Genomic DNA, 14,588 nt, shown 5'->3' with positions numbered 1-14,588 from the left:
CTTTTCGCGCACGTTGCGCGAGATTTCTCGACTTCATTCGACACGAACAGTCGGGGATCGCTCAGTCCCGGGCTATGCGCGCCTATTCAACCGCGCCAATCCCACCTTGATCACGCCCCCTGCGGAGCGGGATTTCCAAACGGTCCCTTGGGACGGCGTGTCTTGGGGATCGAGGTGCCTGCCGCAACGACTGACGACGTCCTCGCGCTCGGATCGCCGCGGTCGATGTCTTCGCCCGCCAGCACGCGCTTGATCTCGTCACCCGACAGTGTCTCATATTCCAGCAATGCGCTCGCCAGCGTGTGCAACTGATCAACATGGTCGGTCAGCAACTGCTTGGCGCGGGCCAGCCCGCCCTCGACGATCGACTTGATCTCGTCGTCGATCAGCTGCGCAGTCGCGTTCGACATCCGCACCGGCTGGCTCGATGAATAGCCAAGGAAGCTCTCGCCTTCAGGCTGGGCATATTCGACCGGACCGACCTTGTCCGACATGCCCCATTTGGTGACCATGTCGCGCGCCAGACCGGTGGCGTACTGGATATCGCCAGACGCGCCCGACGACACCTTGTCATAGCCGAAGATGATCTCTTCGGCGATGCGGCCGCCCATCGAAACCGCCAGATTGGCGTACATCTTGTCGCGGTGATAGCTGTACGAGTCGCGCTCGGGGAGGCGCATTACCATGCCCAGCGCGCGCCCGCGCGGGATGATCGTCGCCTTGTGGATCGGGTCGGATGCCGGTTCGTGGATCGACACGATCGCGTGTCCCGCCTCGTGATAGGCGGTCATGCGCTTCTCGTCCTCGGTCATGACCATCGACCGCCGCTCGGCGCCCATCATGACCTTGTCCTTGGCTTCCTCGAACTCGAGCATCGCCACCAGCCGCTTGGCCTTGCGCGCGGCGAGCAGTGCCGCCTCGTTGACGAGATTGGCGAGGTCGGCGCCCGAGAAGCCCGGGGTGCCGCGCGCGATGACCCGCGCATCGACGTCGGGGGCAAGCGGCGTCTTCTTCATGTGCACCTGAAGGATCTTGACGCGGCCTTCGATGTCGGGACGCGGCACGACGACCTGGCGGTCGAAGCGACCCGGGCGCAGCAGGGCGGGATCGAGCACGTCGGGGCGGTTGGTCGCGGCGATGATGATGATGCCTTCGTTCGCCTCGAAGCCGTCCATCTCGACCAGCAGCTGGTTGAGCGTCTGTTCGCGCTCGTCATTGCCGTTGCCGAGCCCCGCGCCGCGATGGCGACCGACGGCGTCGATCTCGTCGATGAAAACGATGCACGGCGCCGACTTCTTGGCCTGTTCGAACATGTCGCGCACGCGGCTCGCACCGACACCGACGAACATCTCGACGAAGTCCGAGCCGGAGATGGTGAAGAACGGCACGCCCGCTTCGCCCGCGATCGCGCGCGCGAGCAGCGTCTTGCCGGTGCCGGGCGAACCGACCAGCAGCGCACCCTTGGGAATCTTACCGCCCAGCCGCGCGAACTTGGTCGGGTCCTTGAGGAACTCGACGATCTCCTCGAGCTCCTCGCGCGCCTCGTCGATGCCGGCGACGTCGTCGAAGGTGACCTTGCCTTCCTTCTGCGTCAGCATCTTCGCGCGGCTCTTGCCGAATCCCATCGCGCCGCCCGCGCCCGAATTCTTCTGCATCTGGCGCAGCACGAAGAATGCGATGCCGAGGAACAGCAGGAACGGCAGCGACTGATAGAGCAGCACCATCCAGATCGACGTGCGTTCTTCCGGCCGCGCGTTGATCTCGACGCCGCGGTCGCGCAGACGCTGGGTCAGTTGCGGATCGTCGACCGTATAGGTGCGGAATTTCGCATCGTTCGAAAAGGTGCCGGTGATGACGCCCTCGGCGACGTTGACGTCGCGAACCGAACCTTCGTCGACCTTGTCGAGGAATTGCGAATAGGCGATCGTGGTACCGCCGCCCGGCGTCCCGCGCTCGCCGATCATCCCCACGAACAGCGCCAGCGCGACCAGGATGCCGACCCAGATCAGCAGGCTCTTCATCCAGGGATTGTTGCCCCCGCCGCCATTGGGACCGGGGCCGGGCTGCTTGTCGTTGTCGTTCATTGGCGCATGTACCTTTCGAACTCCCAAGATAGGCGCAGGGACGTTAATGGCAATGGAACAAGCCGGGTATCGCGTCGATCAGCCTGATCGTCGCGGCGGGGCAGCGGCAAAGCGCCAATAGGGGCGGCCGTGCGCGGTTTTTCCGGCCCGGGCGCGCACTCCGCCCAGCGTCGCGATCCCGCCCGCGTCGAGCGTACGCACCAGACGCACCAGCGCATCGCCGCGCGGATCGATGTGCGGCTGGACATGATCGAGGCAGCGCGCCGTCAGGCGGCGGCGCAGCTCGAACGGTAGGCCCTCCGCAACGAAGCCGACGCCGACGTCGTCGATATCGCAATGCTCCTGCATCAGCAGGTCGGTGGCAAAGTCGAGCGCTTCCTCGGCATCCGCCAGAGCCGCCGCGCTGGCGGCCCAGCCACCGGCATCGAGCCAGCCGGCTCCGGCGAGTTCCTTGCGCAGGCGCGCGCGATCGAAGCGGTCGTCGGCGTTGCTCGGGTCGCTCACCGGTTTGATGCCGCATTGCGCGACGAGCGCGACCAGCTCCGCGCGCCGCCAACCGAGCAGTGGGCGCACGATGCGACCGCCGCGCACGCGAACCCCCGACAGCCCGGCCACGCCGGCGCCGCGATTGAGTCGCATCACCAGCGTCTCTAGCTGATCGTCGGCATGATGCCCGGTCGCCAGCCAGCCGCCGCCGCACTCGGCAAGGTGTCGTTCGAGCAGCGCATAGCGCATCGCCCGTGCGCGCGCAGACAGGTTCGCGGTGCGCCCGGCCCTGGGCGGCATGGGGCCGGTCAGGATGCGATGCGCGATCCCGCGCTCGTCGCACAGCCGTGCCACGAAGGCCGCTTCGGCGGCGGCGGCGGCGCGGATGCCGTGGTCGACCGTGGCGGCATGGCAGCGATCGCCCAGCACTTCATGGGCCAGCAACAGCAGCGCGACGCTGTCGGGACCGCCCGACACCGCTACCAGCACGCGATCGGCCGCGACGTCGATCAACCGGGCGAGATCGCCTTCGAACCGCGCGACCTGGTCGCTGCGCGGCGTCAGCAGTTCAGGTGCACTTGGCGGTGGCACGCCCGCTCGCCAGATCGGCGCGCATCGCCGCGGACAGCTTGTCGCCATAGACGTCTTCGAGCTCGGCGTAGACCTTGCACGCGTCCTTCGGCTTCTTGAGCTCGGTCAGCGCGGTGCCGAGATACAGCAGGCTGTCGGGCGCGCGTTCGCCGTCGGGCAGCTTCTTGTAGCTGTCATAGAAGGCGATCGAGGCCAGCGAGGGCTTGCCGTCGTCGAGATAGGCGCGCCCGATCAGGTTCTGCGCAAAGCTGGCGCGCCGATGGGCGGGATATTTTGCGACGACCGTCTTCAGTTCGGCGATCGCTTCCGGATAGAGTTTGGCGTTCCACAGGCGATAGCCATAGACATAGCTGTCCTCGGCCGCGTCGCCGGTGTCGGGGCGCTCGACCGATGCGGCAGCCGCGGCATTGGCCGGGCGGGTCGGGCGTACCGGCGGGGCCTCGGTCGGCCCGCCGGCCCCGGCGGTCGCGGGCACTTCCTCGATGCTGTCGGTGGTCGGAGCGGCAGGTGCCATCGCCGCCAGCCGGGCATCGGTCGCCTTGCGATATTCGGCAAACTGATCCTCGAACTGGCGCAGGCGATATTGCGACTGCTCGATCTGCCCGGTCATGGCCGTCAGCTGCGATTCGAGCGCGCTGACCCGCGCGGTCAGATCGACCACTGCGCTGTTCGACGGGCTGCCGGGCGCCTGCATCGGCGATTGCGGCGCGGTGATCTGCGGCTCGATCAGCCCGGCGCCGTTCGGGAATACCGAACGCTGCACCGCGCGCATTTCGCGCTCCAGGCGATCGACGCGGCCCTCGACCGTCTGCGCCCCGGCGCTGACAGGGATCGCGGCGGCGGACAACAGCATCAGGCAAAACATGGTACGCATCAGGACACCCCCCGGTGAAATCATTCCCGGTATAGCTAACACCATCGATATGTCTCCAGCCTTAAGCGGCGGGCGATGGCGCAGCCGCGTCGGCGCCATCGCCCGATCCGCGGGCGCGCAAGGCGGCGGCGCTGACCGGTACGTCAAGGATCGCGCGGCTGCCGTCGCCGAGCGGCGCGACGTTCGATCCGTTGATCGTCACGGTCAGCTGGTCGGGCCTTCCGACATTGATCATCGGATTGTTGGCCCCCGGCGGCACGTCATAGCGTTCCCCCGGCGCCATCGTCTTGAGCAGCAGCGTCTGATCGTCGGCGTCGTAGATGCGCACCCACACCTCGTCGTTGGCGGTCAGCGTGACCTGTCCGCCCTCGGCCGGCGGCGGTGCCGCTGCACTCTGTACCGCGGGCGCCGGAGCGCTGTTTTCTGCGACCGCGACGGCTGGCTCTTGATCGCCGCCGAACATGCCGCTTCCGTACCAGATGCCGATGCCGATCACGATCAGCAGCGCGACGACCACGCCCGCGATCGCCAGGCCGCTGGGCGGAACCCGGGCCGGATCGCTGGGATCGTAGCTCGGCCGCGGGTCGGGACGTTCGAACTCGTTACCGAGTTCGGCGCGAAGGTCGTGCGCGACGGCGGTCTCGTCGACGCCGACCGCGCGAGCATAGGCCCGCGCGAAGCCCATCGCATAGGTGATCGAGGGCAGATCCGTGTAATCGGACTGCTCGATCGCCTGCAGGTGGCGCAGCGGAATGCGCGTGCGCTGGGCAATATCGGCCAGATCGAGCTTCTGTTCCTCGCGCGCTGCCAGCAATCGTTCGCCGACGCTTTGCGGCCCCCGAGCCTGCGCATCGTCGGCTTCGCTATCGGTCATCCGGATCTCCGTGCGGAAGGGTGCGACCCCGGTTTCTCCCGCTATCGTGCGGTTTCTATTAGCCCCATTGCGCTGTCAACGGAACCGGCACGCCATTTCGGCGCATATCAGGCCAGATCGACCGCATTGTCGCTTGCCCATTGCGCAAACGCGGCGCGCATGTCCGGGGGCGGATTCGTCAGCCAGGCTGCGGTGTCGGTCATCAGCCTGCCGCGGTCGAGCGTCGCCAGCATCGCCTTGATCGGGCCGACCGCCGCCGGAGTGATCGACAGGCGATCGATGCCGAGCCCGATCAGTGCCATCGCCTCGAGCGGGCGCCCGCCCATCTCGCCGCACACCGCCACGGGGATGCCCGCCGCTCGCGCCGGTTCGATGACGCGCCTGAGGAAGCGCAGGATCGCCGGGCTCAGCCAGTCGTAGCGCATCGCCAGCTTGGGGTGCGCACGATCGGCGGCGAACAGGAACTGGGTAAGGTCGTTGGTGCCGATCGACAGGAAATCGATCTTGGGCAGCAGGATGTCGAGCACTTCGGCAAGCGCCGGCACCTCGAGCATCGCGCCGTAGCGGATTTCGGTCGGCTGCTTGCGGCCGCGCGAGACCAGCCAGGCGCGCTGCGCTTCGAACAATGCCTTGGCCTCGTCGAACTCCCACGGCTCGGACACCATCGGGAACATCACGTTGAGGCTGCGCCCGCCCGCTGCCTCGAGCAACGCGCGCGCCTGCGCCTTCATCAGCCCCTGGCGGTCGAGCGCGAGACGCAGCGCGCGCCAGCCCATCGCCGGGTTCTCCTCGTCATGGCCGTCGTCGTGATCGAGATAGGGCAGCGCCTTGTCGCCGCCGATATCGACGGTGCGGAAGATGACGGGACGGTCGCCGGCGGCGTCGAGCACGTCCTTGTACAGCCGCTGCTGGCGCTCGCGCTGCGGCAAGGTCGCCGACACCAGGAACTGGAACTCGGTGCGGAACAGGCCGATACCGTCGGCACCGGTCAGGTCGAGCGCGGCGACGTCATCGCGCAGCCCGGCATTGACCATCACCGTGACGCGGTGGCCGTCCCTTGTCGTCGGCGCCACCGACTTGAGCGCGGCAAAGGAGGCGCGGCGCTTCTGGCTGAGCAGCAGCTTGCCCTCGAACGCCTCCTCCATCAGCGGCGTCGGGCGCACCACCAGGCTTTCCGCCGCAACATCGAGCAGCAACTTGTCGCCCTCGGCGATGAGGCGGCGGACGTCGCGGACCCGGCCGAGCACCGGCACCCCCATCGCGCGCGCGACGATGGTGACGTGCGCGGTCAGCGATCCTTCCTCGAGCACCACGCCCTTCAACCGGCGGCGGTCATATTCGAGCAGCTCGGCAGGGCCCAGGTTGCGCGCGATCAGGATCGAATCCTGCCTCAGCCCCAGCTGCGCCGCAGTGCCCAACTGGCCCGACACGGTACGCAGCAGCCGGTTCGACAAATCCTCCAGGTCGTGCATGCGATCGCGCAGCAGCGGGTCGGCGATCTCGCGCATGCGCATCCGGGTGCGCTGCTGGACCCGCTCGATCGCGGCCTCGGCGGTCAGGCCGCTGTCGATCGCTTCGTTGATGCGGCGGCTCCAGCCTTCGTCGTACGCGAACATCTTGTATGTCGCGAGCACCTCGTCATGCTCGCCGCCGACACCGAATTCGGCCTGGTTCGACATGCGCTCGATCTGGTCGCGCATCTTGTCGAACGCGGCATAGACGCGGTGGCGCTCGGCCTCAGTATCCTCCGCCACGGTATGCTCGATGGTGATGCGCGGCTGGTGGAACACCGCGCAGCCCGCAGCCATGCCCTCGACCAGCTTGAAGCCGGCGATGCGCACCGGCGCGGTCGATTGCGGCTTGCCGGTATCGCTGCCGGCGACGCCGTCGACCAGTCCGGCATTGGCGATCAGTTCGGACAGCACCATCGCTACGGTCTGCAGCGCCTCGATCTCGATATCGGCATAGCGCCGGGGATCGGCATGCTGGATGGCGAGCACGCCGACGGCGCGCTCACGGCGGATGATCGGCACGCCGGCAAAGCTGTGGAACTTGTCCTCGCCGGTTTCGGGGCGATAGGCGAAATCGGGATGCGCGGCGGCTTCGTCGAGATTGAGTGTTTCGACATTGGCGGCGATCGTGCCGACCAGTCCTTCGCCCATTGCCAGCCGGGTGACGTGGACCGCTTCCTCGGCAAGGCCGCGCGTGGCGAACAGTTCGAGCACGCCTTCGCGCAGCAGATAGATCGAGCAGACCTCGCTATCGAGCGCCTCGCCGATGATCGCGACGACCGAATTGAGTTTGGCCTGCGCAGCGCTGCGCGACGCCATCACATCGTGGAGGCGGACGAGAATTTCGCGGGCGGAGGCGGCGGCCGAAACGGGCATGGGCCACCGCTATCAGATACCGGCGGCCCGCGCCAAGGCGTTGCGTTCCAAACGCTGCGATCAGCGCGCGGCGGTGCGGACGACCCCGCGCATGGTAACATCGGTCCCTGCCATCAGGACCGAGCGGTCAACTTCCAGGCGGGGGGTGGCGGCTGCGCTGGCAAGCATCGTGCGCTTGCCGGCCTGCCATTCGGCAAGGTCGGTGCGGTACTGCGCATAGGCGCGATAAAAGCCGATGAATGGCGCGTCGAGCGACGCCAGTGCGCGCGGAGCGAACCCGGCGAGGTCGGTCGTCGACTGCGCTTTGGCGACCAGCGGCAGCGCCGCGTCGCAAAAGCCGGTGCGGACCGGCGGCTGCGCGTAGAAATTGTAGAGGCGGGTCATCGCGTCGTCGAACGCATCCTGCGCATCCTTGCCGTGCGCCGCCTTGTATTCCTTCGCGACCGAGGCATGCGCCGCGGTCAACGCGGCCTTATGCGCCTGGAGAAACGCGTTGTACGACGTCTCGACCGGATCGCCTGCCTTGCCGCACTGAAGCGCCGCGACGTTGAGCGCGGCGCGCAAATGCCACAGCGTCGCCGGTTGGCTGAGGCGGGTGTTGGGCGTGGCGATCGTTCCGTCGGCGGCAGGTATCGGCAAGGTGAGGTTCGGCGCGGCACCCAAAGGCGGTCGGGGCATCGCGACGGCGACTGCCGGCGCGGGCGGTGGGGGAGGCGGCGGTGCGACCGCGACTTCCTTGTGCGCGCATCCGTTCAATACGGGCAGTAAGGCCAACAGCGGCAAGGCGAAGATGCGAACGCGTACCATGATTCTCGATCCTCTTTCCCCCCGGCCCGGTCCGACTCACTGTCGTGCGGGGTGGTGAAGATCGCGTTAAGGAGCGTCTCCTCGGCGAGATCAGGCCGCGGCGCGTTTCTCCAGTGCCTGCGCGGCTTCGGCCAGCAAGGTCGCGATGATGTCGGCGACCGGCTCTTCCCTGGTGACCATGCCGACCGACTGCCCCGCCATCAGCGAGCCATGCTCGACGTCGCCGTCGATCACCGCGCGGCGCAGCGCGCCGGCCCAATAATGTTCGATCTGAAGCTGCGCTTCGGCCATTGCAGCCTTTCCTTCATCCAGGCTGGCGGCGACTTCGCGCTGCTTGGCGGTGAACAGCTCCGACCCGGCGTTCTTGAGCGCGCGCACCGGGATCACCGGCAGCCGCGGATCGACCTGGACGCTCGCGACCGCGTCGCGCGCCGATGCGCGCAGGAACGCTTTCTTGAATGCGGGGTGCGCGATCGATTCGGTCGCGCACACGAAGCGTGTGCCGAGCTGTACGCCGGCGGCACCCATGTCGAGATAGCCGGCGATCGCCTCGCCGCGGCCGATTCCGCCCGCGACGAACACCGGCAGCGCGTCGGCGATCTCGGGCAGCATCTCCTGCGCCAGCACGCTGGTCGAGACCGGACCGATATGGCCGCCCGCCTCCATCCCCTCGATCACCAGCGCATCGACCCCCGAGCGGATCAGTTTCTTTGCAAGACTCAGCGCGGGGGCGAAGCAGATCACTCTGGCCCCGTCGGCCTTGATCGCGTCGAGGCTGCCGGTGGGCGGCAATCCCCCCGCAAGCACGACATGGCCCACTGCGTGCCTGCGGCACACTTCGATCAGATCGAACAGCGCCGGGTGCATGGTGATGAGGTTGACGCCGAACGGCTTGTCGGTGCGCGCCTTCGTTGCGGCAATCTCGGCATCGAGCAGTTCGGGCGTCATCGCCCCGCACGCGATCACCCCGAACCCGCCCGCGTTCGAAATCGCCGCGACGAGATTGCGTTCGGACACCCACGACATCGCCCCGCACAGGATCGCGACTTCGCTGCCAAGGAAGGAAGCGCCGCGCGTCATGCGCCGCTGCAGGCGCTCGGCGCCGATCGAGGAGGACTGGTTCATCGCACCAGCCCTAGTTGGCCGCACCGCGATCTGCCAGCCCCGATGCGCGCGGTCAGGTCGGGCGCTGTGGGTCGTCCGCGGTGCCCGTCATGCCCATGCCCATCCCGCCGCCGGCCATGCCGCCCATGCCGCCGCCGCCTCCGCCACCGCCACCGCCTCGGCCGGATCCCGCCTTGTCGCCACCGCCACCGCGCCCGCCCGACCCCGACGGCCGCGTCGGCCCCTGCATCGGGATTTCGAGCTCGGCCGGGATCGGATCGAGATCGAGCGCTTCGCGGATGAAATCGCGCAGCGACACGACCAACTCGTGCGTATGGACCGGATGCCCGGCGACCAGTTCGCGCGCCGCGCTTTCGGCGAGCCGGACATGCGCCTCGGTGCCGAGCAGCAGGATGTCGGACAAGGCCGCCTCGACCGCGTCGCGGATGCGGCGGGTGCGGTCCGACCCGCTCGCCGCCGACAGGTCGAGCCCGGCATCGGGCGCAACTTCGGCATCGCCGCGGCGGCGAAGATCGCGCAGATGCGACGGATCGACCGCAAGATCGCCGGTGAACGAGCCGCCCAGCGTCCGATACGCCCCCATCAAGGTGCGCAGCCGCTCGTTGATCTGGCGGTTCATGCGTTCGCGGCGCTGCTGGATGGTGACCATCACCAGCAATCGGATGCCGACACCGATCAGCGTCACCAGCGCGAGCCCGAGCACCGTCGCCAGCAATCCCTGCCACGAACTGATGTCGATGCCGCGCATGTTCAGATCTTGCGCAGTCGCGCGGGGCCGGTGCTGCCGCGGACGACGAGCTCGTGGCGCAGCGTGACTTGCCGGACCGAATTTTCGGTCCCGCTCAGAATGGCGACGAGCAGCTCGACGGTGCGGCGCCCGATCATGCCCTTGGGCTGGGCGATCGTCGTCAGCGGGGGATGGAAATAGCGCGCAAGCGGAAGGTCGTCGAAGCCGACCACGGACAAATCGCCCGGACAATCGAGTCCCGCCGCGCTGACCGCCGCCATCGCCCCGACCGCCATCTCGTCGTTGAAACAGAAGATCGCGGTCGCTCCGTGTCGCAGCAGCTCGTCGGTCGCATCATAGGCAGAGCGCGCCGAATAATCTCCGACGCGCACGTGCAGGCGATCCTCGAGCGCGTGCCCCGCCGCCGCGCGCCGCGCACCTGCAAGGCGATCGCGGCTGATCGGGCTGATCGCGGGGCCGGTGATGACGCCGATCTCGCGGTGTCCCAGCGCGACCAGATGCTCGACGGCATCGGCGCTGGCGGCGGCATTGTCGATGTGGACGCTGGGCACGCCGATGCCCGGGCTGTATTCGCAGCCATTGACGATCGGCGCGAAACTCCCCTGGCGTGCCAGCAGCGGCGCGAGACTGCCCGGCAGGCGGTGTCCCAGAAAGATCAATCCGTCGACTTCGTGGCGCGACAGCATTTCGGCATAGCGATCCTCGACGTCGGGATCATGGGCGGTGTCGCCGACCACCACCGCGTAGCCGGCATCGCGCGCCGCTTCCTCGGCACCGCGAATCACGCTGGCGAAGAACGGGTTGGAAATGTCGGGAACGGTCAGCAGGATCTTGCCGGCGCGCAGCGTGCGCAGGCTGCGCGCGGCGATATTCGGCCGATAGCCGAGCGCATCGACGATCGCCATGACGCGCTCGCGCGTTTGCAAGGCAACCCGGTCGGGCTGGCTGAGCACTCGCGATACCGTCGCGGTCGACACGCCCGCCTGTGCGGCGACTTGGATGATCGTCGGCATCGCTCTATTCTTGTCGCGTGCGGCGGATCGAGTCGACAGGTTTCGATGTAATCCTTTACATCGCGGCTGGGTCTTCATAGTCTGACAAATCACGTGCAGGGCAACTGCAGGCGGAGGGGATAGGCGCATGGTCGCTGCTGGAAATGTGCTGCCGAATTCCGTGCAGGCGGCGCCGGGAATGCTCACGGGGCGCCTCAGCGCGCTGATGTTCATGCAGTTCTTCGTGTGGGGCGCGTGGACGGTGACGCTCGGCCTGGTCATGCAGACGGTCGGGATCGGGGCGCTGATCGGCAACGCCTTTTCGGTCGGGCCGATCGCGTCGATTGCCGGATCGTTCCTGCTCGGCATGGCGGCCGCGCGCTATTTCAGTCCCAAGACGCTGATGGTGGTCCTGCATCTGGTCGGCGGCGCGATCCTGTTCGTGCTGCCGTCGCTGATCACGCCTGAACGCGGCGCCACCTTCGTATGGCTGCTGTTCGCGTACATGATGCTCTACATGCCCACGGTCGGGCTCGCCAACACCATCGCGCTCAAGAGCTTCGGCGAGCGGGTCGACCGGTTTCCGTTCGTGCGCGCGTTCGGCACGCTTGGCTGGATCGCCGCCGGACTGATCATCGGCTGGGCGGGCCTTTCGGCAAGCCCGCAGATCTTCACCGTCGCCGCGGTCGTGTCGGTTGCGCTCGGCCTCTACAGCCTGACCCTGCCGAGCGTCGAGGCCGATGCCCCGCGCGACGAAAGCATCATCCGTCAGGTATTGTGCACCGAGGCATTCGGGCTGATGCGGCAGCGATCGTTCCTGATCTTCATCGTCTGCGCGACGCTGATCTCGATCCCGCTGGCGATGTATTACGCCTATGCCTCGCCCTATGTCGGTGCGGCCGGCATCTCCAACGTCGGCGGGACGCTGGCGATCGGGCAGATGTCCGAACTCGCCTTCATGTTCTCGATGCCGCTGCTCTATCGCCGCTTCGGTGTGAAGCCGTTGCTGCTGGTCGGCATGGCGGCTTGGGCGTTGCGCTATGCGCTGTTCGCGATCGGCGATGGCGGGTCCGGATTGTGGGCGATCTATGTTGGGGTGGCGCTGCACGGCATCTGCTACGACTTCTTCTTCGTCGCCGGCGCAATCTATGTCGGCACGATCGCCACGCCCAAGGGGGTCAACGCACAGGCGCAGGGGATGCTGACATTGTTCACCTATGGCGTCGGAATGCTGGTCGGTTCGCAGATCGGCGCGCTGCTTTATGCGCAGATGCCGGAGGCGGCGACGATCGCCGACTGGCAGGCGATGTGGTGGTATCCCGCGATCGCCGCGGCGCTGATCGCGATCCTGTTCCAGCTGACCTTTCGCGACGACAGCCGGACGGAGACGCAGCCATGACCGCGATGAAGGGGCCGGGCATCTTCCTGGCGCAGTTCATGGGCGATAGCGCGCCCTACGACACGCTCGACCACCTCGCCGAATGGGCGGCGGGGCTGGGCTATGTCGGCGTCCAAATTCCGTGCGACCCGCGGCTGATCGACCTCGAACAGGCTGCGCAGAGCCAGGATTATTGCGACGATATGCGCGCGCGCCTTGCGAAGTTCGGAATCGAACCGACGGAGCTGTCGACGCATCTTCAAGGGCAATTGGTCGCGGTCCATCCCGCCTATGACACGTTGTTCGACGGCTTCGCGCCCGCCGCGCTGCACGGCAAGCCGGCCGAGCGCCAAGCCTGGGCGGTCGATCAGGTCAAGCTTGCCGCGCGCGCCAGCGCCCGGCTGGGGCTTTCGGCGCATGCGACCTTTTCGGGGGCGCTCGCCTGGCCCTATGTCTATCCCTGGCCGCAGCGCCCGGCCGGGCTGGTCGAGGAAGCGTTTGCCGAACTGGCGCGGCGGTGGCTCCCGATCCTCGACGTGTTCGAGGAGGTCGGCGTCGATTGCGCGTTCGAAATCCACCCTGGCGAGGATATTCACGACGGCGCGACCTGGGAGCGCTTCCTCGAAGCGGTCGGCGGGCATCCGCGCGCGCGCATCCTGTTCGATCCGTCGCATTCGGTGCTGCAGCAGCTCGACTATCTCGATTTCATCGACCGCTATCACGACCGGATCTCGTGCTTCCACGTCAAGGATGCCGAGTTCAACCCGACCGGCCGCTCGGGCGTCTATGGCGGGTATGAGGGCTGGACCGAGCGCGCCGGGCGCTTCCGTTCGACCGGCGACGGCGACGTCGCATTTGGCGCGATCTTCAGCAAGCTGGCGCAATATGGCTATTCCGGCTGGGCGGTGCTCGAATGGGAATGCGCGCTCAAGCGCGGCGAGGACGGCGCGCGCGAGGGAGCCCCGTTCATTCGCGACCATATCATCCGCGTCACCGATCACGCCTTCGACGATTTCGCCGCTAGCGGCATCGATCGCCAGGCGATTCGCGCGCTGATGGGGCTTTCGGATGCGAAGGGCACGAGCGCATGAGCCGGCAACCGCTTCGGCTCGGCATGGCGGGCGGCGGGGAGGGCGCGTTCATCGGCGCGGTGCACCGCATGGCCGCGGCGCTCGACGGCGACTGGCGGCTGACGGCGGGTGCGTTCAGCACCGACGCCGGGCGCAATGCGCGCACCGGCGACGCGCTCGGGCTCGACCCGCAGCGCGTCCATGCCTCGCTCGAGGCGATGATGGCCGCCGAGCGCGCGCTGCCCGAGGGCGAGCGGATCGATGCGCTGGCGATCGTCACGCCCAACCACCTCCACGCGCCGATGGCGATCGCCGCGCTGGAGGCGGGCATCCACGTCTTCTGCGAAAAGCCGATGGCGATGGACCTTGCCGAAGCGCAGGCGATCGCCGCCGCGGCCAAGGCGAGCGGGCGGCAGTTCGCGCTCGCCTTCACCTATAGCGGCTATGCGCTGGTCGAGGAGGCGCGGGTGCGCGTGGCGCGCGGCGATCTCGGCGCCATCCGGCTGGTGCAGGTCGAGTATCTGCAGGGTTGGTTGAGCGAACCGATCGATGCCGCCGGCGACAAACAGGCCGAATGGCGCACCGATCCGGCGCGCGCGGGGCAGGGCGGGTGCCTGGGCGACATCGGCACGCACGCCTTCCAGCTCGCCGAGCATGTCTCCGGGCTGCGCGCCGATGCGCTGTGCGCCGACCTCACCGCGCATGTTCCCGGCCGCCGCCTCGACGACGACGTCAGCGCGCTGTTGCGCTTCGAGGGCGGCGCGCGCGGGACACTCAAGGCGAGCCAGGTCGCCGCAGGCGAGGAGAATGGACTGCGGCTGCGTATCCATGGCGAGCGCGGCGGCCTCGAATGGTCGCAGATGGAGCCCGACACGCTGATCCTGCGCTGGCTCGATCGCCCGGTCGAGGTGATCCGCGCCGGCGGCCCGGGGCTTGATGCCCGCACGACACGGCTGCTGCGCACGCCGGCGGGGCATCCGGCGGGCTATATCGAGGCCTTCGCAAATCTGTACCGCGCCTTCGCCGCGACGATCCGCGGCGAGGATGCCGGCTGGGCACCGGGGCTGCGCGACGGATTGCGTACGATGGCGTTCATCGAAGCAGTGGTATCCAATGCCGCATCGGACCAGAAATGGTCCAGTATCGAAACCGGAGAGAATGGATGAAGCGTA

Annotated in this window: 12 protein-coding genes; 3 read left to right on the top strand and 9 right to left on the bottom strand. The window is 67.7% G+C overall.

The annotated features are described in order from the left end of the window. Positions 1–110: 110 nt before the first annotated feature. The 9 genes from ftsH to FHY50_RS09315 form a co-directional block, all read right to left on the bottom strand. On the bottom strand, positions 111–2,084 hold the full coding sequence (gene ftsH, locus FHY50_RS09355) for an ATP-dependent zinc metalloprotease FtsH (RefSeq protein WP_140048193.1): 1,974 nt from the start codon (positions 2,082–2,084) through the stop codon (positions 111–113). 78 nt (positions 2,085–2,162) lie between these two features. Next, positions 2,163–3,161, bottom strand: a complete 999-nt coding sequence (gene tilS, locus FHY50_RS09350; protein WP_244935319.1) for a tRNA lysidine(34) synthetase TilS — start codon at positions 3,159–3,161, stop codon at positions 2,163–2,165. Continuing rightward, on the bottom strand, positions 3,139–4,035 hold the full coding sequence (locus FHY50_RS09345; protein WP_140048191.1) for a YbgF trimerization domain-containing protein: 897 nt from the start codon (positions 4,033–4,035) through the stop codon (positions 3,139–3,141). The genes tilS and FHY50_RS09345 overlap by 23 nt, the downstream gene beginning before the upstream one ends. 61 nt (positions 4,036–4,096) lie before the next feature. Next, the gene (locus tag FHY50_RS09340) at positions 4,097–4,909 is read right to left on the bottom strand and encodes a helix-turn-helix domain-containing protein (protein WP_140048190.1); all 813 of its coding nucleotides are present in this window, start codon (positions 4,907–4,909) and stop codon (positions 4,097–4,099) included. Between the two features lie 107 nt (positions 4,910–5,016). After that, a complete protein-coding gene (gene ptsP, locus FHY50_RS09335; RefSeq protein ID WP_140048189.1) occupies positions 5,017–7,296 on the bottom strand; it encodes a phosphoenolpyruvate--protein phosphotransferase in 2,280 nt (759 codons plus the stop codon). 60 nt (positions 7,297–7,356) lie between these two features. Then, positions 7,357–8,103, bottom strand: coding sequence for a hypothetical protein (locus tag FHY50_RS09330; protein WP_140048188.1), 747 nt, complete (start codon positions 8,101–8,103; stop codon positions 7,357–7,359). 90 nt (positions 8,104–8,193) lie between these two features. Further along, positions 8,194–9,228, bottom strand: coding sequence for an NAD(P)H-dependent flavin oxidoreductase (locus tag FHY50_RS09325; RefSeq protein ID WP_180345104.1), 1,035 nt, complete (start codon positions 9,226–9,228; stop codon positions 8,194–8,196). Positions 9,229–9,280: 52 nt separating this feature from the next. Then, positions 9,281–9,976: a hypothetical protein gene (locus FHY50_RS09320; RefSeq protein ID WP_140048187.1), complete on the bottom strand. Its 696-nt coding sequence runs from the start codon at positions 9,974–9,976 to the stop codon at positions 9,281–9,283. Positions 9,977–9,978: 2 nt separating this feature from the next. Beyond that, a complete protein-coding gene (locus tag FHY50_RS09315) occupies positions 9,979–10,989 on the bottom strand; it encodes a LacI family DNA-binding transcriptional regulator (protein WP_140048186.1) in 1,011 nt (336 codons plus the stop codon). Positions 10,990–11,167: 178 nt separating this feature from the next. Here FHY50_RS09315 and FHY50_RS09310 point away from each other — a divergent pair, with 178 nt between their 5' ends. From FHY50_RS09310 to FHY50_RS09300, 3 genes are read left to right on the top strand one after another with little or no spacing between them, the layout of a single operon-like run. Continuing rightward, complete coding sequence (locus tag FHY50_RS09310; RefSeq protein WP_166745414.1) at positions 11,168–12,367, top strand: MFS transporter; 1,200 nt, start codon at positions 11,168–11,170, stop codon at positions 12,365–12,367. Next, positions 12,364–13,437 carry a sugar phosphate isomerase/epimerase family protein gene (locus FHY50_RS09305; protein ID WP_140048184.1) on the top strand — a complete coding sequence of 358 codons (1,074 nt, stop codon included), beginning with the start codon at positions 12,364–12,366 and terminating at the stop codon, positions 13,435–13,437. Before FHY50_RS09310 ends, FHY50_RS09305 begins: the two co-directional genes overlap by 4 nt. Then, positions 13,434–14,582 (top strand): Gfo/Idh/MocA family protein, encoded by a 1,149-nt coding sequence (locus tag FHY50_RS09300; protein ID WP_140048183.1) that lies wholly within the window; start codon positions 13,434–13,436, stop codon positions 14,580–14,582. Before FHY50_RS09305 ends, FHY50_RS09300 begins: the two co-directional genes overlap by 4 nt. Positions 14,583–14,588: the final 6 nt, after the last annotated feature.

Source organism: Sphingomonas japonica (genome assembly GCF_006346325.1).
In the GTDB taxonomy this organism is placed as follows: Bacteria; Pseudomonadota; Alphaproteobacteria; order Sphingomonadales; family Sphingomonadaceae; genus Sphingomonas; species Sphingomonas japonica.
The sequence above is the reverse complement of the archived record's forward strand: the minus strand, read 5'-3'. Positions and strand labels throughout refer to the sequence as shown.